Origin of the sequence: Haloarcula salina, assembly GCF_010119195.1 — an archaeon.
Taxonomy (GTDB): Archaea; Halobacteriota; Halobacteria; order Halobacteriales; family Haloarculaceae; genus Haloarcula; species Haloarcula salina.
The window spans coordinates 74,620-96,230 of record NZ_WRXL01000003.1; the positions used below are offsets into that span (position 1 = coordinate 74,620).

A 21,611-nucleotide genomic window follows, 5' to 3' on the forward strand; every position below is an offset into this window, starting at 1 on the left:
CTACACGCGCACGTGTCACATCGCTCGCTCACCGTCGCGGTGACGCTCTGTCTCGTACTGGCCGGCTGCAGCGCGTTCAGTGCGGTCGAGTCGGAGCCCGTCCGAACTGTGACGCCCGCGCCGGTCCCCACGTCGGAACCGTCGCTCCCGCCGGGCGTGACGACCAGCGGGGTCGACGACTACGAGCGCCTCGCCGCGGCCCACCGAGAGATCCTCGAACGCGAGAGCTACACGGTCGAGTTCTCGCGGACCGTCCGGCTGGCGAACGGGACGACGGTCCGGCGGTTGGTCGGGGGCCGAATCGTCGGGGACGACGGCGCGAGCCGGACCTGGGAGCGAGCCACCGGCAGCGCCCAGCACAGTGCGACCGGGTTCGTGGGGCAGGAGACGTGGGCGAACGCCTCGGTCCAGGTGGTTCGGTTCCGGTACGCGAACGGGACAAGCCGGTACACGGTCATCACGGCCGATCAGCAGTACCCGTACCGCGGGACCGGCCTCGCCGTCTCGGAGTCGCTCGTCGCCGAGGACGCGTCGCTCGTCGACACCGACACCGACCCGGCGACGTACACGCTGCTGGCGCGGAACCTGAGCGGCTACCGGGCCAGGACCGCGGCGCTCGACCGAACCGAAACGAGCAGCCTCCGCGTCGTCGTCACCGGGGAAGGGCTCGTACAGCGGGCGACGGTCCGCTACACCGGGCCGCTGGACGGGACCCGCGCCGCCGTCAACACGACGATCCGCTACGACGTCGGTCCCCGGTCGGTCGAGCGACCGGCCTGGGTCGAGAGGGCGTTCGACCGGCGGAGCCGAACGGAGACGGCCGAAGCGCGAGCGGCGGACTAGAGCGGGAACGCGCGGGCGAGCGGCGACAGCGCCAGCGCGACGCCGAGGAGCGCCACCGGGTAGTCGCGGCGCGCGAAGGCGAGCGCCGGGAGCGTCGGGTTCCAGGCGAAACAGCGGGCGCGCAGCGCGAGCGAGAGCCGGTCCGAGCGGTCGAGCGTCCGCGAGAGCGACCGGACCGCGAGCAACCGCGCTCGCACCCATACCGGCCGTCGCTCGCCGCCGCGGGCCCGGATGGCGTCCCGTACCTCGCGCACGTCCGCGAGCACGAGCGGGAACAGCCTGACGACCAGCGCCATGCCGACGCCGAGGAGTTGGCCCGGCTTCCCCGGAACGAGTCGCTGGACGGCCGCACGCGTCTCCCGGACCGGCGTGGATACGAGGTAGGCGGCGCTGACGAACAGTATCGGGAGGACGCGCCCGACGTAGAGCGCCGAGCGGAGCGCCGGCTCGACCCGAAACCATGGGGGGCCGAGCGCGACGCCGGCGACGAGGGGCGCGAGCGCCAGCACGGCCACGACGACTCGATAGGAGCGGAGCACCGCGAGCGGCGAGAGGCGCGCGGCGGCGAGCGCGGTCAGCCCGACCGCGGTCGCGGCGACGACGCCCGGAAGCGTCGGGTACGCGACGGCCGCCACGGCGAGGCCGAACTGCACGAGGAGCTTCGACCGCGGGTCGAGGCGGTGGGCGAGCGACGAGCCGGGGCGGTAGCTCAGCATCGCGGATCGCGGACGCCGAGGTCCGACAGGGCGTCCAGCGCGGCCGCCGGCGACTCGTCGAGGACGACCCGGCCGTCGGACAGGCCGACGACGCGGTCGGCCCGCTCGTGGAGGTCCCGCAGGTCGTGCGTGACGACGACGATGCCCGTGTCGTCGGCCGCGAGCGCGTCCAACTGGGCGAGGACCGACTGCCGAGCCGGCCAGTCCAGTCCCACCAGCGGTTCGTCGAGCACGAGGTAGTCCGGCTCCATCGCCAGCGCACCGGCGATGGCGACGCGGGCCTGCTCGCCCCCGGAGAGGGCGTCGATGCGGGCGTCGGCCCGCCCGTCGAGGTCGACTGCGGCGAGCGCCGAGGCGACGCGCCGGTCGATCTCGCCGCGGTCGAGCCCGAGGTTCTCCGGGCCGAAGGCCACGTCGGCGCCGACGGTCGCGGCGACGAACTGGTCGCGGGGGTGCTGGAACACCATCCCGATTCGGGTGCGGGCGGTGACCGGGTCCGCAGTCACGTCTGTCCCGTCGACGCGGACCGACCCCGAGTCCGGCGTCAGCAGGGCGTTGAACTGCCGGACGAGCGTCGTCTTGCCCCCGCCGTTCGGCCCGACGAGCAGGCAGTACTGCCCGTCGGGGATCGACAGCGAGAGCCCGTCGAGCGCAGTGGCGTCGCCGTACCGGTACACCAGGTCGCGGACCTCGATCATCGACTGGCGAGGTAGCCGCCCTCGACGATGACGACGGCGACTGCGAGCTTCACGAGGTCGAGGGGCACGTAGGGAGCCATCACGGTCGCCGCGCGGACGAGCGGCAGGCCGGTCACCATCGACAGCCACGGCACGCCGATGGCGTAGACGACGGCGACGGCCGCGACGAGCGCGCCGACCTGCACCGGGACGGAGATATCGCCGAGGTCACGCGGCTCGGTACTCCGGTGGGCGATCGCGCCCGCGACGACCGCGCCCACGAGGAAGCCGACGAGGAAACCGCCGGTCCCCTGCCCGGCGACGACGTAGCCCAGGCCGGCGTTGCCGTTCGAGAACACCGGGACGCCCGCGATGCCGACGAGCAGGTACAGCAACAGCGCGACGCCGCCCCACAGCGGCCCGAGCAGGAGCCCGGCGAAGAACATCCCGAACGGCTGCAGCGAGAACGGCGGGAGCGGTCCCGGAATCGGTATCGAGATCTGCGAGAGCGCCGCCGTCAGCGCCGCGAGCAGCACCGCCGTCGTGAAGTACTTGACCGTCTCGTCGCCCACCAGATCGACGGACTCGTGTTGCTGTGACATGCGCTACCCTCTCTCGTCAACCGAGATATAGCCACTGGTTCACCGCCCTTCTCACCGCTGAGAGTCGCGGAGGATGAACGGACCGATCGCGAGGGTCCGCTTGGCGATCGTCGCGATACGGGCGATGTACGACACCAGCAGGAGGAACGGGAGCAGGGAGACGGTGAACGCTCCGCCGACGAGCCAGAGGACGTTCTGCACGCCGAACGTGACGCCGAGTATCGGGCCGCTCCCGAAGAACGAGAGCATCCCGGCGGTGACGACGAGCGCCGGCACGGCCACGTAGAGGATGAGCTGCGAGAGGTCGATGAGCGCCCACTGGAAGTACAGCGTCTTGATGTGTTCCCGGGCGGGTCCGAACATCGAGAGCGTCGTCCGCAGCTCCGACAGCAGCAGGTCGGTCTCGTCGTCGAGGCTGTCGGCGTGGTCGTGTCTGAGGCGCTCGACCTGGAAGATCTTCCAGCCGTAGTTGAAGTTGAGCGCGGCGAACAGCACCCCGAAGGAGCCGAAGCTCGTCCCGTCGAGCTGGTCGCCCACCTCGTCCGCGTTCCCCGTGACGCTGTCGGTGAACTCGTCGACTTCCTCCCGGAGGTCGTCGTCGTCGTGCCCGGAGACCGAATCTCGCAACGCCTTCGCACGCCGGCGCGTCTCGTCGACGAGCTTCAGCATGAACGCCGACGGGTCGGCGGGAGTCGGACCGTCGAACAGCTCGCTGACGTAGTCGCGAAAGTCCATCGTGTTGCTCATCCGCTCGTGTTGGTCGCCGAGCGGGCCGTTCTCCTGTGAGATGACGAGCTGGCTGATGGTGACGATGAGCGTCGTCCCGGTGAGGATCGCACCGAGCATCGTCGAGAACAGCGTCGACTTCGTGTCTCCCGACTGGAGCGTCGAGACGAACTCCGGGACGACGAACGTCCCGAGCGAGACGAACGCGGCGAAGACGCCGAGAGCGAGGGCAGCGGTGATGAACAGGCGGTTCGCGCTGAGCATCACCCAGAGCTTGAACCGGCTCTCGTCGGCCCGCTCTCGCATCGTGTTGGCCGTGCTGATGTCCATGTCGCCGCCCGTCTCGATCTCGGTGTCGGACTCTGGGTCGGCGTCGACGTCGTCCGCGTCGCTCATCCGTCACCGTCCGCCGCCGGTCGCTTGAACAGGAGGTACTTCGTCCCCCCGCCGACGTACTCGACGGTGTCGACGAGCTCCCACCCCTCGGCACCGAGTTCGTTCAGTTCGTCTTTCGGGTCGACGGCTTCCTTCTTCGTCGACCCGCGGTGCGGTCGGAGCGTCTCGTACTCCCAGGTGGTTCGATCGGAGGCCATGCCGAGAGGAAACGCGGCTCGCTGAAAAAGGCGAGTCCTGCGGGTGCAGGGCGTCGGAGAAAAAGACCGAGACAGACAGTCGCGTAGATTAGCGAGCGGCGGCCGCGACGCGCTCTTTCTCTTCTTTCTGGTTGACGGCGTAGGTCTGGACGTCGTCGTTCGCGGCGCCGACGAGCTGCTGGGCGAGCGCCTCGGCGGCGCTCGTGGTGGTCTTGAACGAGCCACCGTAGACGCCCTCGGCGAGGAACTTCAGGGCCTGGTCGACGCGGCGCTGGGGCGCGACGTCGACGGCCTTCGGGACGGAGATGCCACCGTACTTCAGGCGGACGGTCTCCTCTCGGGGAGCGCTGTTCTCGACGGCGCTGACGAGCACCTGAATCGGGTTCTCCTCGGTGCGCTCGTGGACGATCTCGAACGCCTCGGTGACGATCGAGGTCGCGAGCTGCTTCTTGCCCGTGTTCTCGTCGGTCTGCATCAGGCGGTTGATGAGCCGCTCGACGATGCTGATCTCGCTCTTCTGGAACTGCTTGTCGGCGTGGCGGCCCATCGTGTGCGCGATGGGCGTCACGGTGATGTAGCGCTCCGTGGAGGGGTCGCGGTACTCGATGTCCGTGATCTCCCACTCGCCGAACAGCTTGGCGCGGGCCGTCTCGGACTCGCCTTCGTCGGCCTGCTCGGCCTCGGATGTGTCTTCGGCACTCATGGTTATCGGACGGGCTTCTCCGCGTTCCCGCGGACGAGTTCGATCATGGAGACGCCGTTGACCTTCTCGACCTTGTAGTTGACGCCGGAGAGGTCGCCCATCGCGCGACCCTTCGCGCCGCCGATCCCGGCGATGGTGACCTCGTCGTGCTCGTCGATGAACGAAATCGCGCCGTCACCGGGACAGAACGCGGTGACCTGCTTGCCGTTCTTGATGAGCTGGACGCGGACGCATTTCCGGATGGCGGAGTTGGGCTGCTTGGCCTCGATGCCGACCTTCTCCAGTACGATGCCTCGACCCTGGGGCGCCCCTTCGAGCGGGTCGGACTTCTTGCCCAGCCCGCGCTCGCGGCGCGCGTAATCAGAGTCGGACCACCGGTGTTGCTGGCGGTCCTTCTTGAGTTTGCGCGCGGCGTATTTGCCGTTTGCCATAGTACGCTTCCGTATCCCGCCGAGATACTTAAGACTCCTCTTTTGTATCCGGGCGCGACAGCCGGCGTGTGTGGCGTTCTATGCCATAGCAGGACGGGTTCGGACCGGAGATCCGTACATGATTAGTTTTGATAATGAGGGAGGGAGGTTTATGAGCGCGGTAGAGAGATGGACCGATAGCTATTTCCCTAGAAGATATGAAAGCTACAAGAATTCTCCCCGCGGCGGTACGGAAAAGTTACCTCCGGAAGTTCGGTCTCGCCGTCGTCGTCATCGCGCTCGTCGTCAGTAGCGCGGGGTTGGTGGCAGGGGACGCCATTGGGAACGACCTGACTGAACAGCGACTGAACGAGCTGGAAACGACGACCCAGCAGGAGGCGAACACGATGGAGGGGTGGATCGAACAGTCTCGACGGACGACCCGTCTTCTGTCGAACCACTATCAAGTGAGTAGCGCGTCGTCGACACAGGCCATGCGCGCGTTCCAAGCCTCCGAGCGTCGCATCGGCGGTGCGCTCCACATGATCGCGTTCGTGGACAGTTCGACGGGGACCATCGAGGTGTCGACGAACGAGACCTATCAGGGACGGACGCTCGAAGACATGGGCATCGAGTGGCGAACCAGCAGCGGGACGCTGTTGTTGAGCGGAGAGGACGCGGTCTCGCAGTCGCGCGTGTTCGAGGAGAACGGGACGCACTACATCGCGTTCATCAGCAACGTCCCCCGGACGAGTTCCCGGGCGCTGCTCCTCTACGACGTGAGCAAGCGGTCCCAGACCTTCGAGAACTCGATCGACGGAGGCGAGACCCACGTCATCGAGTACGATAACGACGGCAACGAAGTGATCTTCGCCGACAACACCTCGCGAATCTTCGACCGCTACGACAGCGCGATCGAACAGCAGGTGACGGACCGGGGGGCCGACAGGATGACCGGCACGCTACAGGCCAACGGCGAAGTGTGGGGCTACGCGAAGATCCAGGGGATGAACTGGGTCGTCGTCAAGCGCGCCCCTGTCGAGAGCGCGTACGCGCTCCGCGATACGGTCCAGACTGACATCTTCGCGCTCATCGGTCTGGCGCTGCTCAGCTTCCTGGCGTTCGGCGCCTTCGTGGGCCGTGACATCCGCAATTCGCTCACGTCTGTCGCATCGAGCGCCGAGGCCCTCGCCCGGGGCGAACTGGACGACCGCGGAGAGAACAGCGAGCGGATCGACGAGATCGGCCAGGTGCAGGACGCCTTCGTCGACATCCAGTCCTACCTCGGGACCGTCGCCGCGCAGGCCGACGCGCTCGCGGCGCAGTCCTTCGACGACCCCGTGCTCGACGAGGACGTGCCCGGCCGACTCGGCGAGTCCCTCGAAGAGATGCGGGCGGACCTCCAGCAGTTCATCGACGAGATCGAGACGGCGAAGACGGACGCCGAGACGGCCCAGCGGGAAGCCGAGCAACTGGCCGAATCGCTCGAGCGGCAGGCCGAGGAGTTCTCGGCCGTGATGCAACAGGCCGCCGACGGCGACCTCACCCAGCGCCTCGACGCCGACGCCGACAACGACGCGATGGCCTCGATCGCCGCCGCCTTCAACGACATGCTCGCCCAGCTCGGCCAGACCGTCGTCCACATCCGCGAGTTCGCCGACGACGTCGACGGCTCCGCCGACCAGATCACGGCGAGTGCCGCCGAGGTCCGCGACGCCAGCGAAGAGGTCAGCCAGTCAGTCCAGGAGATCGCCGACGGCGCCGAGACCCAGTACGAGAACATCCAGGAGACGGCCGAGGAGATGTCCGACCTCTCGGCGACCATCGAGGAGGTCGCCGCGCAGGCCGACGAGGTCGCGTCCACCTCAGACGAGGCCGCCGACATCGGCGAGACGGGTAGTGAACGGGCGTCGGAGGCCGCCGAGGTGATGGGCGACATCGAGGAGCGCGCCGACGCGACCATCGACCGCGTCGAGTCCCTCGACGAGGAGATGACCGAAATCGGCGAGATCGTCGACCTCATCGACGACATCGCCGAGCAGACCAACATGCTCGCACTGAACGCCTCCATCGAGGCCGCGCGCGCTGGCGAGGCCGGCGAGGGCTTCGGCGTCGTCGCCGACGAGATCAAGACCCTCGCACAGGAGACCACCGAGGCCACCGAGGAGATCTCGACGGTCATCGAGGACGTGCAGGACACCACCGGCGAGGCCGTCGACGACATCCAGGAGATGGGCGACTCGGTCACCGAGGGCATCGACACCGTCGACGACGCCATCGAGTCCCTCGAAGCCATCGTCACCCGCGTCGAGGACGTCAACGACGGCATCCAGTCCATCAGCGACGCCACCGACGAACAGGCCGCCTCGACCGAGGAGACGGTCGCGATGATGGACGAGGTCGGCACAATCAGCGAGGAGTCGGCCAGCCAGGCGGAAGGCGTCGCGGCCGCGGCCGAGGAACAGACCGCCACCATCAACGAGGTGACGGGCAGCATCGACGCCCTCTCAGAACAGGCCGGCGACCTCACCGAGCTCCTGCAGACGTTCGACGTGCAGTCGGACGGGGTCCACGGGGACACCGACGTCTACGACGCCGAGCGCTCGCACACGGACGACTGAAAAGAGACGACCCCGTTCAGGTCAGTTCGATGTCGTCGATGCCGAAGTGACGCTTCGCGAGGGTCCGCGCGGCGTCGATGTTGCGCCCGTCGCTCCCGATGGCCGCGCCGCGGTCGGCCTGTGCCACCTCGACGTAGGCGACGGTGTCGCCGTTCTCCGAGACGGTGACGTTGTACACCGCGGCCGGCGCGAGCGCGTTGGCCACGAAGTCCGCGGCCGTCTCGGCGGCCTCGACGAGCTTCACGTCGCGACCGATGGCCTCCTCGACACGCTCGACGGTCTGGCCGCCCGGGCCGATGGCGTCGGCCATCTGACCGCGCTTGACCATGTACACCACCTGCTCGTGGTCCTCGTCGACGACGCAGTCCCGGACGGTGACGCCTGCCTCGTCCTCGAAGAGGGCGACCAGTCGGCGCGCTTCGTCCGAGAGTTCGACCCGCATCAGTCCTGCGTCGTCCCCATGCGGAGGTCCACGTCGCCGGTGCCGAGCTTGATCGGCTTGCCGACGATGACGTTCTCGGTGACGCCGTCCAGTTCGTCGACCTCGCCGTGGATGGCGGCGTCGAGCAGGTGGTTCACTGTGACCTCGAACGCCGCGCGGGCGAGCACGGAGTCTTTCGACCCGCTGATCCCGTGGCGGCCGATGGACTCGATGGTCCCCTCGTTGGTCATGATGTCGGCGACCAGCATCAGGTGCCGGACGTTCACGTCGTCGAGACCCTGCTCCTCGAGCGTGTTCATCGTCTCGTTGATGAGCGTCTCGCGGGCCGCCTCGACGCCGAGGCTCCGGTAGATCTCGTGGATGTTGTTACACGTGGTCCGGGAGGCGTCGACGCCCTCGATGTCGAGGACCTCGCCGAAGTCCGAGCCCTCGGTGTAGAGGACGAACTCCTCGCCGTTGTCGGTCTCTTCCTTGCGGATGACGACGCGAGTGATCTCCTCGATGCCCTTGAACACGATCTCGCGCAGCTCCTCGACCAGCTGCAGCAGGTCGCGGTAGCTGGGCTCTTCCGGGCCGAACTCGATGACCGTTCCGACCTGTCGGGCGGAGACGCCGAGGTTCGACTCGATGGTCTCGGCGATTTCCTCGGCGATGGCGTCGGTGTCGTCGACGGTTGGCCACCGTTCGAGCAGGGTGTCCTCGTTGAGGTCGATCTCGACGAGCATGTCCGCGACGTTCGTCGAGATGTCGCCGAGCGCGAGGATGCGCGTCGCCTCGATCTTCCAGACGACCTCGTGGGCGCGCTCGCGGTCCTCGGCGTACTCCTCGTCCAGGTGGACCGTCATCATCGGCGTGTCGGGCGTCTTCCGGGCGTCCACCAGCTCGATGAGCCGGGGCAGTCCCTGGGTCACGTCGATCTCGGCGACCCCCGCGTAGTGGAACGTGTTCATCGTCATCTGCGTTCCCGGTTCGCCGATGGACTGGGCCGACACCGTCCCGACGGGGTCGAGCGGGTCGACGCGAGTGTCCATGTATCGGGACTCGACGGCCTTCGCGATGCGGTCGGCGTCCTCGACGCCGACGCCGCGCGCTTCGACGGTGCTGTACACCTCGTCTTTCAGCCGTCGCGGGAGATCGGTGTCCTCGACGACGGCCTCGATGTCTGCTGAAACGTCTCGTGCTGTCATGGTTAGTCGTCACCCTCCGCCATCCACCAGTCGTCGGCGTGTTCCGAGAGGTTGGTCCGCTCGGTTCGCGTCCCGAGGAAGCTCTCTTTCTGTTTCTCGCTCTCGAACTCCTCGTTGAGGACGCTGTCGGCGATCTGTTCGACGTCGACGGCCGGCTCGTCCTGGTTCGAGGACACGTCGACCGGCGAGGTGCCGTCCTCGCCGAACTCGAACTGGACGATGGTGTCCGAGGTGTCCCGGACGGTGCCGTCGTACTGCGTCTCCAGTTCGGAGAGCGCGTTGATGAGGCGGCGCTGGAGGTACCCGGACTTGGAGGTCCGGACGGCCGTGTCGACCAGCCCCTCGCGGCCACCCATCGCGTGGAAGAAGAACTCCTTGGGCGAGAGCCCGGAGCGGTAGGAGGCCTCCACGAAGCCGTGGGCGTCCGCCGAGAGGTCGCCCTCCTCGAAGTGCGAGAGGGTGCGGTTCTCGTAGCCGCGGTTGATGCGCTCGCCGCGGACCGCCTGCTGGCCGACGCAGCCGGCCATCTGGGTCAGGTTCAGCATCGACCCACGCGCGCCGGACTCGGCCATGATGACGGCCGGATTGTCGCTGCCGAAGTGGTCCTCGGCGATGTCACCGGCGGAGTCGCGGGCCTTGCCGAGCGTCTGCATGATCTTCATCTCCAGCGTCTCGTCGACGGTCCGACCCGGCAGGGATTCGAGGTCGCCGCGCTCGTAGGTCTCGATGAGTTCCTCGACGCGGTCGTAGGCGCTGTCGATAGCGTCGTTGATCTGCTCTTCGGCCTCGTCCGGGATGGACTCGTCGTCGATCCCGATGGAGAACCCGAAGTGCATGATCGAACGCATCGCCAGCGCAGAGACCTCGTTGACGAGGATGCGGGCGCGGGTCCGCGAGTAGTCCTTGGCGATGGTGTCGACGATCTCGCCGCCGAACGCGCCGACGGCGTCCTCGTCGATGGTCCCCTCGGTCATCTGGCCGTCCTCGACGACGACGGTGTCGCCGGCCGAAGACGTGAACTCGAGGTTCAGGTCGTCGGGCAGCAGCTCGGAGAACAGCGAGCGCCCGGTCCAGTACTCCTGGTCGGCGTCGTCGACGCCGTCGGGCTCGGGGAGTTCGTCGATTCGGGTCGCCCGCAGCAGGTCGAGCGCCTGCGTCTCGTTGAATTTCGGATTCGTGTGGGTCAGCAGGTACGTCCCGCTGATGTGGTCCTGAATCGCGCCGATGATGTTCTCACCGAAGCGCGGCGAGAGCATCTGTTCCTGCACGCGCATGAGGACGCGCGCCTCCGCGCGTGCCTCCTCGTTCTGCAGGGCGTGCATGTTCATCTCGTCGCCGTCGAAGTCGGCGTTGTACGGCGGGCAGACCGTCGTGTTCAGCCGGAACGTCTTGTACGGCATCACGACGACCTCGTGGGCCATGATGGACATCCGGTGCAGCGACGGCTGTCGGTTGAAGATGATGATGTCGCCGTCCACGAGGTGCCGGGAGACCTCCCAGGTCGGCTCGACCTTCTCGGCCAGTTCCTCGCAGTTCTTCTCGGTGACCTTCAGGCGGCGGCCGTCAGGGCGCTTGACGTAGTTCGCGCCGGGGTGTGCCTCGGGTCCGTTGGAGACGTACCGTCGCGCCTCTTCGAGGTTGCGCTCGGTGACGTTCATCGTCTGCGTCATCTCCTTTGCGACCCGGTCGGGGACGCCGACCTCGTTGAGCGAGAGCGTCGGGTCCGGCGAGATGACGGTCCGGGCGGAGAAGTTCACGCGCTTCCCGGACAGCGACCCGCGGAAGCGCCCCTCCTTGCCCTTCAGGCGCTGGGAGAGGGTCTTGAGCGGCCGGCCGGAGCGGTGGCGCGCCGGCGGCGTGCCCGAGATCTCGTTGTCCATGAAGGTGGTGACGTGGTACTGGAGCAGCTCCCAGAGGTCCTCGATAATCAGCTGTGGCGCACCGGCCTCGCGGTTCTCCATGAACCGCTGATTGATGCGGATGATGTCCACGAGCTTGTGGGTCAGGTCGTCCTCGGAGCGCTGGCCGTTGTCGAGCGTGATCGAGGGGCGTGCGGTGACCGGCGGCACCGGCAGGACCGTCAGGATCATCCACTCCGGCCGGGATCGGGCGGGGTTCATGCCGAGCACCTCGATGTCCTCGTCCGGGATGTCCTCGAACCAGTCCCGGATGTCGCTCGGCATCAGCTTGTTCATGTCCTCCTCGGTGAGGTCGACGGACAGGGCCTTCTCCAGGGCCCGGCGGTCCTCCTGTCGCGGGCGGAACTCGCCGCTCAGGATCTCCTGGACGCGACCGCTGTCGATGCCGGTCTCGTCGGAGAGGTCGATCGGCGAGATCGGGTCTTCGGCCTCCTCCATCGCCTCCGCGATCCGCTCGGGGTAGTCCGAGGCCAGCACGTCCTGGACCTCGTAGTACGTGGTCGGCTTCTCGTGTTTGATGTCGTACTGCTTCTCGCCGCAGAACGGACAGCGGTCCTTCTTTCGGGCCTGCCGGATGGCGGCCTTCGTCACGTCGTTCAAGTCGCGGCCGAGGTCGCGCGTCCGCTGGAGGCGGTCCGCGAACTCCTCGCGCTCGTGCTCGTCGAGACAGAGCCGGGAGCACTCCCGGCAGGTGCCGCGCAGGAGTCGGCGGATGAGCTTCGCGAAGCCGACGTGGATGACCGGCGCGGCCAGTTCGATGTGGCCGAAGTGGCCGTTACAGGACCCGCTGTGCTTGCCGCAGGTCTTGCACTCCAGTCCGGGGTCGATGACGCCCAGTCGCGGGTCCATCAGCCCCATGTCGATGGGGAAGCCGTCGTCGTCGTACGTATCGGCCGTGATGACCTTCGTCGCCGACATCTCGCGGTACTCCTCGGGGTCCATCAGCCCGAAGCTGAGCTGGCCGATCTCCTGTGGTGTCTGTTGTGAGCTCATACGGCGTCCTCCAGTTCGATCCGCGGGGCGATTCCGAGCGCCTTCATCTCGTCGAGCAGGAGCTTGAACGCGTAGGACATCTCGACCTCGTGGATGTCGGTCTCCTCCTCGCAGTTCGGACAGTAGACGCGCCGTTGCTCGACGTTCTCGACGGCGGTCATGCCGCACTTCCCGCAGACATTGATCCACTCGCGGTCGGACTCGTCGAGCAGGCGCTCTTTGAGCGCCATCGCCGCGCCGTGCCCGATGAGCACGTCGCGTTCCATCTCACCGACGCGCAGGCCGCCCTCGCGGGCGCGACCCTCGGTGGGCTGGCGGGTGAGGACCTGCACCGGCCCGCGCGAGCGGGCGTGCAGCTTGTTCGAGACCATGTGGTACAGCTTCTGGTAGAAGATGTCGCCGACGAAGATGTCCGCCTCGATCTTCTCGCCGGTGACGCCGGAGTACATCGTCTCCTTGCCGCTGGAGTCGAAGCCGTGTTCCTCCAGCGAGTTCCGGAGTTCGTCCTCGTCCTCGCCGGTGAAGGCGGTGCCGTCGACGCGGCGGCCCTCGAGCGCGCCGACCTTCCCGCCGATCATCTCGAGGATGTGGCCGACGGTCATGCGCGAGGGGAGCGCGTGGGGGTTGATGACGAGGTCCGGGACGACGCCCTCCTCGGTGAAGGGCATGTCCTCCTGGGGCGCGATGTGGCCGACGACCCCTTTCTGGCCGTGGCGGCTGGCGAACTTGTCCCCGAGTTCGGGGATTCGCTCGTCGCGCACCGAGACCTTCGAGAGCTTCGAGCCGTCCTCGCCCTCCATCAGCGTCACCGTGTCGACGACGCCGGATTCGCCCGAGCGCATCGTGACGCTCGTCTCGCGGCGCTTCTGTGGGGAGAGCCCGCCCATGTCGTCGGGCTCTTCGAGGAACCGCGGCGGGCTGGTCTTCCCGAGCAGGACGGCGTTCTCTCCGACCTTCGTCTCGGGGTTGACCAGGCCGTCGTCGTCGAGGTGGGTGTAGGCCTCCTCGCCGCGCGCGCCGCGGACCTCGTCGTCGGGCATCTCGAAGCGGTCTTCCTGTCCGCCGGGGTAGCGGCGCTCCTCGCCCTCGTAGGTGCGGAAGAAGTGCGAGCGGGCGAGCGCGCGGTCGACCGACCCCTGGTTCATGACGAGTGCGTCCTCGATGTTGAACCCCTCGTAGCTCATGACGGCGACGACGAAGTTCTGTGCCGCGGGGCGGTCGTCGTAGCCGATCTGCTCGGTGGTCTGGGTCTTGACCATCGAGAGCTGGGGGTAGTGCAGCAGGTGCTGGCGCGTGTCCGGGCGGATTCGGTAGTTCGCGCTCGGCAGGCCCAGCGACTGCTTGATCATCCCCGATCCCATCGTAATCCGCGGCGAGGCGTTGTGCTCGGGGTAGGGAATCATCCCCGCGCCGATACCGAACATCAGCTGCGGGTCGACTTCGAGGTGGGTGTGGTTGTCGGTGAGTTCGTCTTCGCTGACGCCGACGAGGATGTCCTCCTCTTCCTCGGCGTCGATGAACTCGACGAGACCGCGCTCGACGAGTTCCTCGAACTCCAGTTCGCCGGCTTTGACCTGTTCGATCTCCTCGTCGGTGATGAGCGGGTCGCCGTCCTCGACGACGAGCAGCGGGCGGCGGGCCCGGCCGGCGTCGGCGTTGATGATGACCTCCTCGGTCCGGTCCTTGACGGAGACGTTCACCATCTGGGAGACGTCTCCGCGGCGTCGGGCCTGTCGGACCTGTTCTGCGAGCTGTTCGGGGTCGGGGTGTGTCCCGACCAGGCTACCGTTTACGTATACTTTGGCTTCGCGTCCCTGACTCATGTTAATCGTCCGCGGGCTGCTGTTCGATCGACTCGATGCCGGGGATGCCCTGGACCCCCATCTCTGCGAGTTCCTGTTTCAGTCGCTGTGCGTCCTCGACGTCCTGTGACAGCTCCATGGCCTGTGCGAAGTTCTTCACCAGACCGCAGTTCGGTCCCTCCGGCGTCTCGGAGGGACAGATGCGACCCCACTGGGTCGCGTGCAGGTCGCGCGCCTCGAAGTGAGGCTGCGAGCGCGACAGCGGCGAGCGCAGGCGACGAAGGTGCGAGAGCACCCCCATGAAGTCGGTTCGGTCGACCAGTTGCGAGACACCGGAGCGGCCGCCGACCCAGTTCCCCGTCGCGATGGGGTGTTCGAGTCGTTCGGTCAGCACGTCCGACCGCACGACGGTCGAGACGGAGAGCTGGCGGTTCCGCATGTTGGCCCGTTCGAGCTGGTACTTCACGTCGCGTGCCAGCTTGTTCAGCGCCGTCCGGAACAGGTCGGTCATCAGGTCGCCGCTGACCTTCAGACGCTTGTTCGCGTAGTGGTCCTTGTCGTCGGATTCGCGGCGGTCCAGCGCCAGCTCGAAGCACGCCTCGGCCATCCGGCAGAGGTAGAACGCCTTGTTGATGCGGACTTCCTCCTCGTCGACGCCCTCCTCGTGGAGGTGCGGCAGGAGGTAGCGGTCGATGACGTAGTTGGCCCGCTTGAGCTGGTAGTTCTTGCCCTGCCCGGAGGCGACGCGCTTGCCCAGCGTCTCGATGGCCTCTTCGGTCGTCTGAACCTCGGCCTCCTCCAAGTTCTCCAGCATGAACTTGACGATCTCCGGGTCCTCGCTGACGCGGTGGACGATCTCCTCGTCGGATTCGAGCCCCAGAGCGCGCACGAGCGTCACGAAGTCGATACTCCCCGAGACGGACGGGAACGAGACCTCCAGCAGGCCGTCGCGGGTCCGCTCACACAGCACCAGCGCGCGGTAGCCCCGGCGCTGGGAGAACGTCTTCGCCACCTGGACCTCGTCGCCGTACTTCGTGTCGTACTCGGCGAGAATCTTGTTCGGCGCGAGGTCCTCGCTGGTCATCAGCACCCGCTCGGAGCCGTTGACGCAGAAGTAGCCGCCGGGGTCGGCGGGGTCCTCGCCGATGTCGATGAGCTCCTCCTCGCTGAAGCCAGCGATGTTGCACTTGTTCGAGCCGACCATGATCGGCATGCGCCCGATCTTGGTCTCGGTGCGGTCGACGACCTCCTCGGGTTCCTCCTCGCCACCGCGGACGATGGCCATCTCCATGAACACCGGCGCGGAGTAGGTGATGTTGCGGAGGCGGGCCTCCTGGGGGTACAGCAGCTCCTCGCTGCCGTCGGCCTCGCGGACCCGCGGGGTGACGACGCGCACGTCGCCCAGTTCGACCCACACCGGTTCCTGTCCCTCTTTGTCACCGATGTCGGTGTCGATAGTCTCCTTCTCGTCGACGACCTGCTGCATCCCTCTGTCGAGGAACGCGTTGAACGAGCGGAAGTGGTGTTCTGCGAGCCGTTCCTTCGCGAAGTACTCGCGCGAGATCGCGCGGCGGTCCTGTGTGTCCATTATTCTACCACCAGTCGATAGACAACTGCGGTGTCGGTCGTCCGGGAGTCGCGTTCGATCCGAATCACGTCACCGACCTCGGCGTCGTCGGGCAACGCCTTGTCGGTGCGCTTGATCTTCGGAAGGTCCGTCTTTTTGATGTCGTACTCCTCGAGCACTGCTTCGAGATCTGCCTCGTCGACGACGCTGTGGTCGGGAACGAGGTCGTGTTGACTTACATCTACCATGTGTGTGCGTTGGGCCTGCTGCTGGAGAAAGTGGCTGTCACGAGATACTACAGGCCCATATTGTCGGCCGGCATATAACGCTTACCAACTTGGCCTGCCGTAGCTATCGGGCCCCCACCCAGACCAAACATGGACCGTGGGAGCGACTCGCGTAGCAGTCGATTGAACCAGTGGCGACATATTACTTTGGGTCCCGTCACGTGCACTCATCACAGGGCGCCTTCCTTTGGAAAGCCTTAATACCAACACCGGGATACGAAGAAGTGCAGCGAAGGCCCGGATGGTGTAGTGGCCCATCATACGACCCTGTCACGGTCGTGACGCGGGTTCAAATCCCGCTCCGGGCGTCTTCTACCGCGAACAATTTCGGCGAGCACCGCGTAGCGTGTGCTCACCACTGTGAGCGATTACCTGTCCGGGCGTAAAGAGCTCCTACGGGCCGTTATACACCGAATACCAATCCGACACGCTCACGAGCAGTATTCGAGTGGGGGCGAGCGCCCCCGACCTGTCATAGTGTCCGCCCACCACGAGGTGCGGACGTGCTGTTTGTTCACGCGTGACGGCATAGGTCTTGTGTCAGTGTCTCGCGAGCAGCGGATCGCGGCGCACGCACGGCCACGATTCGGGCGAATCCGCCGTCCACGGCGACAAACTGTTTACGAGCCCCCGCGAAAGGAGTGGCATGGAGGACGTGGATGGCGAGGAGATGCCCGGCGCGATCGTCGAGGCGTTCCTCGAACGCGAGGAGGGAGTACGGGCGTTACTGGAGGAACTGGAGAAGCTCACGATCGAGGGTCGCCACGAGACGGTCCGCGAGCGCGTACGAAACCTGGCGGACAGCGACGAGTCGGTGTTCTACACCGTGGCCTTCACGCTCACCAACTCGCGGCAGTTCTTCGGCGACGTGGAGGCGCAACTCGGCGTCGGCGCGGCGGACCGACTGCGCGACCTCGCCGAGACCTATCCGGCGCTCGCCGAGGCGTTCAACATCGTCCGAACCGAGCGGGCGGAAGACCGGCTGAATCCGGTGACCGACACGAGCTACACGGTGAGCTATCACCGCGGCGTCGAATCGCCGATGGTGACCTACCGGCCGCTGTCGGGCGAGCAGGAACTGTTCGAGTCCCGCGGGACGCCGAGCGAGGTGCTGCAGGTCGCGTCGGACCTGACCGCGGCGACCACCGACGCGCTGGACGTGGCGATGGACAGCGACTACTCGGTCAACACCGAGGAACTGAGCGAGCTGATCGACCGGCGCGAGGAGCTGGAGACGGAACTGAGTCGGCTCCGCGACCAGCTCGACGAGCTCCGGCGCACGCCGGTCTCCGACGAGTAGCGTCCGGGCGGAGACGGTCCGTCGCGGCCCCGAGCGCGCCGTCCGACGTCGACGCGTCGATTCCACAACTGGGGCGTTTATATGCCGGGGAGCAATACGCACAGGTACGATTCTCAATGGGCATTGACAGACTGGGCAATCAGGTCGAGAAAGAGAGCCGGGACCTGGCGATTCTCGAGGCCGTCATCGAGAACGGACCGATCGGCATCGTCCGGCTCGCGGAGGAAACGGGGATTCCGAAACACAAGGTGCGGTACTCGCTGCGGATGCTGGAGGACGACGAACTCGTCGAACCGACGCCACAGGGCGCGATCCCGGCGGACGATATCGACGAGCACGTCGCGCAGATCAACGAGGGCATCGATCACCTCGTCGGCCGACTGAACGAACTCAAGGGCGTCGTCGGCTCCGTCGAGAACTGACCGTCGAGGGGGGTTGCTCACGTCGGCCCGGGGGCCGGCACGCATTTCTCCGTGGGAGCGCTACTCGGTGCTATGGAAGTCGCGCTCGTCAGCGATTCGCACGTCCCGTCGCGCGCTCACGAGGTGCCGCCGTCGTTCCGCGAACGGATCGAAGTCGCGGACCGGGTCGTCCACGCCGGTGACTTCGACAGCAAGAGCGCGCTGTCGGATTTCCGGCACATGGCGTCTGACCTGACCGCCGTCGCGGGCAATATGGACCCGCAGGTCGGCCTGCCCGAGCGCGCGACGGCCGAACTGGGCGGCGTCACGTTCGTCGTGACCCACGGGACCGGCTCGCCGCGGGGGTACGAGGACCGCGTCGCGGCGGCGGTGCTCGCGGAAGCGGACGCCGACGCGGTCGGCGTCGCCGGCCACACCCACGAGGTCCTCGACACGGTCCACGAGGGCGTCAGGCTGCTGAACCCCGGGAGCGTGACCGGGGCCGCGCCGGCCGAGCGCGCGACGATGATGACCGCGACGGTGGCGGACGGGGCGCTCGACGTGACGCTCCACGAACTGTAGCCACGAGCGGCGACAGCGGAGCGGATCGCCGGCTCCTACCGGCAGCAGTTGCCGCCGTTGGCCGGCCTTGCAGCGAACGCGGGCCTTTTTCCCGCAGGGGTCACAGAGACGGTATGGAAGTCTTCGCGGTCGAGGGGCTGCCGGAGGTCCGGCCCGGCGACGACGTGGCCGAACTCGTCGTCGAGCGGACGGCCCTCCGCGACGGCGACGTGATCTGCGTCGCGAGCACCATCGTGTCGAAGGCGAACGGCCGGCAGGCGTCGCTGTCGTCGTACGAACCGAGCGAGCAGGCCGTCCGCATCGCCGAGTCCATCGAGGCGGTCGCCGGCGAGGAGAAGGACCCGCGGCTGGCCCAGGCGATCATCGAGGAGTGCGAGGAGGTGCTGGTCGAAGCGCCGTTCGTCCTCGGCGTGACGCAATTCGGCCACATCACGGTCAACGCGGGCATCGACCGGTCGAACGTCCCGGACGCGGACCTGCTCCTGTTGCCCGAGGATCCCGCGGCCGATGCCGAGGCGATCCGGGCGGGCATCCGCGAGCGGACGGGCGTCGCGCCGGCCGTCATCGTCACCGACACCTCCGGTCGGCCGTTCCGGCTCGGCCAGCGCGGCGTCGCGCTGGGGTGGGCCGGCCTCCCGGCGTCGCGGGACTGGCGCGGCGAGCGCGACCGCGAGGGCCGCGAACTCGAGGCCACCGTGCAGGCGGTCGTCGACGAGCTCGCGGCGGCGGCGAACCTCGTCACCGGCGAGGGCGACGGCGGCACGCCGGTCGCCGTCGTCCGCGACTTCGAGTTCGGCGACCACGCGGCCAGCGAACAGCTGTTTCGCGACCCCGAGAAAGACATCGTCAGGCAGGCGCTCAGAGAGTGGTCTCATGCACGCGATTGAACTCACCCCTGAACACCCGGTCGCAACGCTCGCCTCGTTCGCGGAACGAGCCGAAACGAACGGTCTCGACGCCGTCTTCGCCAGCCACCACTACAACAACCGCGACCAGTTCATGGCGCTGTCGGCGATGGCCGAGCGGACGGACGACGTGTCGCTCGGGCCAGGTATCGCCAACCCCTACGAGACCCACCCGGTGACGCTGGCCTCGCGAGTGGCGACGCTCGACGAGATGAGCGGCGGGCGCGCCGTCTTCGGCATCGGGCCGGGCGACAAGTCGACGCTGACGAACCTCGGCTTCGACCACGACGACGCCCTCCGGCGCGTGCTGGAGGCGTTCGCGACCGCACGGAGGCTCTGGGACGGCGAGCGCGTCGACCACGACGGCACGTTCGAGGCGGTCGACGCGGGCCTGAACTACGAGGTCGGCGAGGTGCCGGTGTACGTCGGCGCGCAGGGGCCCCACATGACGAAGATGGCGGCCAAGCACGCCGACGGCGCGCTGTACAACGGGGCGCATCCGAAAGACCTCGCGTGGGCGCGAGAGCAGGTCGAGGAGATGGCCGACGAGCGCCCCGACGAGTACGGCGCGTTCGACCTCGCGGCCTACGCCAGCGTCTCGGTCGCGGAAGACGAGGGGGCGGCGCGGGAGGCCGCGCGGCCGCCGGTGGCGTTCGTCGCCGCCGGGTCACCGCCGCCGGTGCTCGACCGCCACGGCATCGATCGCGACGCGGCGAGCGACATCGGCGAGGCGATCTCGGCCGGCGAGTTCTCCGACGCGTTCGAGCGGGTGACGGGGCCGATGCTGGACGCGTTCTGTATCGCGGGCACGCCGGAGACGGTTGCCGAGCGGACGGCTGCCCTGGAAGAACACGCCGACAGCGTGGTGTTCGCCTCGCCGCTCGGCCCGGATATCGAGACGGCTATTGACCTGCTTGGGGCGGCGATCGACCGCCGGAGCCGGTGAACAGCGAGAGGACGGCCCCCAGCGAGAGGTAGCCGAAGACGGCGACGGAGGCGGTCGTGATGACCGCGCCGACGACGAGCATGAGCGCCGCCAGCGGATCGTTCAGCGCCACGTCGACGAACCGCGACGGCATGGCGACGATGCTCTGGAGCAGTTCCGACAGGAGCGATTGCATTGGTCGAACGTTAGCGCGCCCCCACTTTGCGTTTGCGCTCCGCCGGCGACCTCGAACAGCGGGGTTTTGGTCCTCGCCCCGCTGGGTCGAACATGAGCGTCCGCGAGGAGTTCGACGACTGGGCCGCCGAGGGAAAAGACCGGGGCATGGAGGAGCGCCACTGGCACACCGCAAAGCACGTCCTCGCACGGATGCCGGTCGAACCGGGCGAGACGGTCCTCGACCTGGGCACGGGGTCGGGCTACGCGCTCCGCGCCCTGCGGGACACCAAGGAGGCCGGCCCGTGCTACGGCCTGGACGGGTCGCCGGAGATGCTCCGCAACGCCCGCGGGTACACCGACGACGCCGAGATCGGGTTCCTGCGCGGCGACTTCGACGCCCTGCCGTTCGCCGCCGACAGCGTCGACCACGTGTTCTCGATGGAGGCGTTCTACTACGCGAGCGACCCGCCCCACACCCTCGAAGAGATCGCCCGCGTGCTCCGGCCCGGGGGCACCGCCCACATCGCGGTGAACTACTACGAGAAGAACGTCCACTCCCACGGCTGGCAGGACTTCATCGACATCGAGATGACCCGCTGGAGCGCCGCGGAGTACCGCGCGGCGTTCCGCGAGGCCGACCTGGCCGTGGCGTCACAGGACATGATCCCGGACCGCGACATCGAGATCCCGCCGGCGTCCGCGTTCCCGACCGAGGACTTCGAGACGCGCGAGGCGATGGTCGAGCGCTACCGGGAACTGGGCACTCTGCTGACCGTCGGCGTCGCCACGGCGTAGGGGCCCGCTCCCGGCGCTGTGGGCCGTTCGACCGACAGTGTATTTGCGGGGCGGACAGAATCACGTCGTATGGGTGAAGACGCCTCGCTGGACGACTTTCTCGACGGAGGCGAGGAGCGCGAGGAGCGCGAGAGCGACGGTGGAGAGGCGGCCGAAGACACCGTGAGCGAACCCGAGACGGACGACGACGAGCGCAGCGAAGCAGGAGACGCGACGGCCGCAGCGTCGCCCGAGCGGGAGACGGTCGAACCGGCGGTGACGACCTACGCGTGGTCGCCCGGCGGGGCGGCCTGTGCGGACTGCGGCGAGGTCGTGGAACGGCGCTGGGAGCAGGACGGCCAGCTCGTCTGCGGGGCCTGCAAGGCCTGGTAAGCGCCGCGACGGCGGGTAGCGGCCGCGTCTGCACTCCAGGCATCCACAGAGTTACATACTTACATC

23 protein-coding genes and 1 tRNA gene are annotated in these 21,611 nt (G+C 67.6%); 10 read left to right on the top strand and 14 right to left on the bottom strand.

The genetic code is table 11. From position 1 onward, the window contains the following. Window positions 1-12: 12 nt before the first annotated feature. Window positions 13-843 (top strand): hypothetical protein, encoded by an 831-nt coding sequence (locus GM656_RS08760; RefSeq protein WP_162413295.1) that lies wholly within the window; start codon window positions 13-15, stop codon window positions 841-843. Here the strand turns inward: GM656_RS08760 and GM656_RS08765 are convergent. From GM656_RS08765 to GM656_RS08795, 7 genes are all read right to left on the bottom strand, one after another. Next, on the bottom strand, window positions 840-1,559 hold the full coding sequence (locus GM656_RS08765) for an energy-coupling factor transporter transmembrane component T family protein (protein WP_162413296.1): 720 nt from the start codon (window positions 1,557-1,559) through the stop codon (window positions 840-842). The two genes, GM656_RS08760 and GM656_RS08765, sit on opposite strands and share 4 nt — an antisense overlap. Then, the gene (locus tag GM656_RS08770; protein WP_162413297.1) at window positions 1,553-2,257 is read right to left on the bottom strand and encodes an energy-coupling factor ABC transporter ATP-binding protein; all 705 of its coding nucleotides are present in this window, start codon (window positions 2,255-2,257) and stop codon (window positions 1,553-1,555) included. The genes GM656_RS08765 and GM656_RS08770 overlap by 7 nt, the downstream gene beginning before the upstream one ends. Further along, entirely contained in the window at window positions 2,254-2,838 is a 585-nt protein-coding gene (locus tag GM656_RS08775; protein ID WP_162413298.1) for a biotin transporter BioY, read from the bottom strand. Before GM656_RS08775 ends, GM656_RS08770 begins: the two co-directional genes overlap by 4 nt. Before the next feature lie 51 nt (window positions 2,839-2,889). Next, entirely contained in the window at window positions 2,890-3,960 is a 1,071-nt protein-coding gene (locus GM656_RS08780; RefSeq protein ID WP_162413299.1) for a hypothetical protein, read from the bottom strand. Then, window positions 3,957-4,157, bottom strand: a complete 201-nt coding sequence (locus tag GM656_RS08785) for a DUF4177 domain-containing protein (protein WP_162413300.1) — start codon at window positions 4,155-4,157, stop codon at window positions 3,957-3,959. Before GM656_RS08785 ends, GM656_RS08780 begins: the two co-directional genes overlap by 4 nt. A gap of 88 nt (window positions 4,158-4,245) precedes the next feature. Continuing rightward, the gene (locus tag GM656_RS08790) at window positions 4,246-4,860 is read right to left on the bottom strand and encodes a 30S ribosomal protein S7 (protein WP_162413301.1); all 615 of its coding nucleotides are present in this window, start codon (window positions 4,858-4,860) and stop codon (window positions 4,246-4,248) included. A 2-nt stretch (window positions 4,861-4,862) separates the two neighbouring features. After that, complete coding sequence (locus tag GM656_RS08795; protein ID WP_162317252.1) at window positions 4,863-5,291, bottom strand: 30S ribosomal protein S12; 429 nt, start codon at window positions 5,289-5,291, stop codon at window positions 4,863-4,865. 197 nt (window positions 5,292-5,488) lie between these two features. Between GM656_RS08795 and GM656_RS08800 the strand changes: the two genes are divergently transcribed. Then, entirely contained in the window at window positions 5,489-7,891 is a 2,403-nt protein-coding gene (locus GM656_RS08800) for a methyl-accepting chemotaxis protein (protein WP_162413302.1), read from the top strand. 16 nt (window positions 7,892-7,907) lie between these two features. Here GM656_RS08800 and GM656_RS08805 read toward each other — a convergent pair whose 3' ends face one another. The 6 genes from GM656_RS08805 to GM656_RS08830 are packed head-to-tail and all read right to left on the bottom strand — an operon-like array spanning window position 7,908 to window position 16,049. After that, entirely contained in the window at window positions 7,908-8,333 is a 426-nt protein-coding gene (locus GM656_RS08805) for a NusA-like transcription termination signal-binding factor (protein WP_162413303.1), read from the bottom strand. Next, entirely contained in the window at window positions 8,333-9,520 is a 1,188-nt protein-coding gene (gene rpoA2 / locus GM656_RS08810) for a DNA-directed RNA polymerase subunit A'' (protein ID WP_162413304.1), read from the bottom strand. Before rpoA2 ends, GM656_RS08805 begins: the two co-directional genes overlap by 1 nt. A gap of 2 nt (window positions 9,521-9,522) precedes the next feature. Continuing rightward, on the bottom strand, window positions 9,523-12,432 hold the full coding sequence (locus tag GM656_RS08815) for a DNA-directed RNA polymerase subunit A' (RefSeq protein ID WP_162413305.1): 2,910 nt from the start codon (window positions 12,430-12,432) through the stop codon (window positions 9,523-9,525). After that, the gene (rpoB, locus tag GM656_RS08820; RefSeq protein ID WP_162413306.1) at window positions 12,429-14,255 is read right to left on the bottom strand and encodes a DNA-directed RNA polymerase subunit B; all 1,827 of its coding nucleotides are present in this window, start codon (window positions 14,253-14,255) and stop codon (window positions 12,429-12,431) included. Before rpoB ends, GM656_RS08815 begins: the two co-directional genes overlap by 4 nt. A gap of 1 nt (window position 14,256) precedes the next feature. After that, a complete protein-coding gene (locus tag GM656_RS08825) occupies window positions 14,257-15,822 on the bottom strand; it encodes a DNA-directed RNA polymerase subunit B'' (RefSeq protein WP_162413307.1) in 1,566 nt (521 codons plus the stop codon). Next, complete coding sequence (locus GM656_RS08830; RefSeq protein ID WP_162413308.1) at window positions 15,822-16,049, bottom strand: DNA-directed RNA polymerase subunit H; 228 nt, start codon at window positions 16,047-16,049, stop codon at window positions 15,822-15,824. The genes GM656_RS08825 and GM656_RS08830 overlap by 1 nt, the downstream gene beginning before the upstream one ends. 274 nt (window positions 16,050-16,323) lie before the next feature. Between GM656_RS08830 and GM656_RS08835 the strand changes: the two genes are divergently transcribed. From GM656_RS08835 to GM656_RS08860, 6 genes are all read left to right on the top strand, one after another. Further along, window positions 16,324-16,396, top strand: a tRNA-Asp gene (locus GM656_RS08835). 338 nt (window positions 16,397-16,734) lie between these two features. Then, on the top strand, window positions 16,735-17,388 hold the full coding sequence (locus GM656_RS08840) for a hypothetical protein (RefSeq protein WP_162413309.1): 654 nt from the start codon (window positions 16,735-16,737) through the stop codon (window positions 17,386-17,388). A 116-nt stretch (window positions 17,389-17,504) separates the two neighbouring features. Then, complete coding sequence (locus GM656_RS08845) at window positions 17,505-17,810, top strand: winged helix-turn-helix transcriptional regulator (RefSeq protein ID WP_162413310.1); 306 nt, start codon at window positions 17,505-17,507, stop codon at window positions 17,808-17,810. Window positions 17,811-17,882: 72 nt separating this feature from the next. Beyond that, complete coding sequence (locus GM656_RS08850) at window positions 17,883-18,371, top strand: metallophosphoesterase family protein (RefSeq protein WP_162413311.1); 489 nt, start codon at window positions 17,883-17,885, stop codon at window positions 18,369-18,371. Window positions 18,372-18,484: 113 nt separating this feature from the next. Continuing rightward, the gene (locus GM656_RS08855) at window positions 18,485-19,258 is read left to right on the top strand and encodes a coenzyme F420-0:L-glutamate ligase (RefSeq protein ID WP_162413312.1); all 774 of its coding nucleotides are present in this window, start codon (window positions 18,485-18,487) and stop codon (window positions 19,256-19,258) included. Further along, complete coding sequence (locus tag GM656_RS08860; protein ID WP_162413313.1) at window positions 19,245-20,222, top strand: 5,10-methylenetetrahydromethanopterin reductase; 978 nt, start codon at window positions 19,245-19,247, stop codon at window positions 20,220-20,222. Before GM656_RS08855 ends, GM656_RS08860 begins: the two co-directional genes overlap by 14 nt. Here the strand turns inward: GM656_RS08860 and GM656_RS08865 are convergent. Then, window positions 20,179-20,397, bottom strand: coding sequence for a hypothetical protein (locus tag GM656_RS08865; protein ID WP_162413314.1), 219 nt, complete (start codon window positions 20,395-20,397; stop codon window positions 20,179-20,181). The genes GM656_RS08860 and GM656_RS08865 overlap by 44 nt on opposite strands. 92 nt (window positions 20,398-20,489) lie before the next feature. Between GM656_RS08865 and GM656_RS08870 the strand changes: the two genes are divergently transcribed. After that, complete coding sequence (locus GM656_RS08870) at window positions 20,490-21,173, top strand: class I SAM-dependent methyltransferase (RefSeq protein ID WP_162413315.1); 684 nt, start codon at window positions 20,490-20,492, stop codon at window positions 21,171-21,173. Between the two features lie 69 nt (window positions 21,174-21,242). Next, window positions 21,243-21,545, top strand: coding sequence for a DUF7573 domain-containing protein (locus tag GM656_RS08875; RefSeq protein ID WP_162413316.1), 303 nt, complete (start codon window positions 21,243-21,245; stop codon window positions 21,543-21,545). Window positions 21,546-21,611 lie beyond the last annotated feature (66 nt).

Coding starts and splice junctions, on each gene's coding strand:
- GM656_RS08875 (WP_162413316.1), top strand. CDS start 21,243: ATGGGTGAAGACGCCTCGCTGGACGACTTTCTCGACGGAGGCGAGGAG.
- GM656_RS08825 (WP_162413307.1), bottom strand. CDS start 15,822: ATGGACACACAGGACCGCCGCGCGATCTCGCGCGAGTACTTCGCGAAG.
- GM656_RS08800 (WP_162413302.1), top strand. CDS start 5,489: ATGAAAGCTACAAGAATTCTCCCCGCGGCGGTACGGAAAAGTTACCTC.
- rpoB (WP_162413306.1), bottom strand. CDS start 14,255: ATGAGTCAGGGACGCGAAGCCAAAGTATACGTAAACGGTAGCCTGGTC.
- GM656_RS08805 (WP_162413303.1), bottom strand. CDS start 8,333: ATGCGGGTCGAACTCTCGGACGAAGCGCGCCGACTGGTCGCCCTCTTC.
- GM656_RS08865 (WP_162413314.1), bottom strand. CDS start 20,397: ATGCAATCGCTCCTGTCGGAACTGCTCCAGAGCATCGTCGCCATGCCG.
- GM656_RS08765 (WP_162413296.1), bottom strand. CDS start 1,559: ATGCTGAGCTACCGCCCCGGCTCGTCGCTCGCCCACCGCCTCGACCCG.
- GM656_RS08845 (WP_162413310.1), top strand. CDS start 17,505: ATGGGCATTGACAGACTGGGCAATCAGGTCGAGAAAGAGAGCCGGGAC.
- GM656_RS08840 (WP_162413309.1), top strand. CDS start 16,735: ATGGAGGACGTGGATGGCGAGGAGATGCCCGGCGCGATCGTCGAGGCG.
- rpoA2 (WP_162413304.1), bottom strand. CDS start 9,520: ATGACAGCACGAGACGTTTCAGCAGACATCGAGGCCGTCGTCGAGGAC.
- GM656_RS08795 (WP_162317252.1), bottom strand. CDS start 5,291: ATGGCAAACGGCAAATACGCCGCGCGCAAACTCAAGAAGGACCGCCAG.
- GM656_RS08850 (WP_162413311.1), top strand. CDS start 17,883: ATGGAAGTCGCGCTCGTCAGCGATTCGCACGTCCCGTCGCGCGCTCAC.
- GM656_RS08815 (WP_162413305.1), bottom strand. CDS start 12,432: ATGAGCTCACAACAGACACCACAGGAGATCGGCCAGCTCAGCTTCGGG.
- GM656_RS08855 (WP_162413312.1), top strand. CDS start 18,485: ATGGAAGTCTTCGCGGTCGAGGGGCTGCCGGAGGTCCGGCCCGGCGAC.
- GM656_RS08780 (WP_162413299.1), bottom strand. CDS start 3,960: ATGAGCGACGCGGACGACGTCGACGCCGACCCAGAGTCCGACACCGAG.
- GM656_RS08770 (WP_162413297.1), bottom strand. CDS start 2,257: ATGATCGAGGTCCGCGACCTGGTGTACCGGTACGGCGACGCCACTGCG.
- GM656_RS08790 (WP_162413301.1), bottom strand. CDS start 4,860: ATGAGTGCCGAAGACACATCCGAGGCCGAGCAGGCCGACGAAGGCGAG.
- GM656_RS08860 (WP_162413313.1), top strand. CDS start 19,245: ATGCACGCGATTGAACTCACCCCTGAACACCCGGTCGCAACGCTCGCC.
- GM656_RS08870 (WP_162413315.1), top strand. CDS start 20,490: ATGAGCGTCCGCGAGGAGTTCGACGACTGGGCCGCCGAGGGAAAAGAC.
- GM656_RS08785 (WP_162413300.1), bottom strand. CDS start 4,157: ATGGCCTCCGATCGAACCACCTGGGAGTACGAGACGCTCCGACCGCAC.
- GM656_RS08775 (WP_162413298.1), bottom strand. CDS start 2,838: ATGTCACAGCAACACGAGTCCGTCGATCTGGTGGGCGACGAGACGGTC.
- GM656_RS08830 (WP_162413308.1), bottom strand. CDS start 16,049: ATGGTAGATGTAAGTCAACACGACCTCGTTCCCGACCACAGCGTCGTC.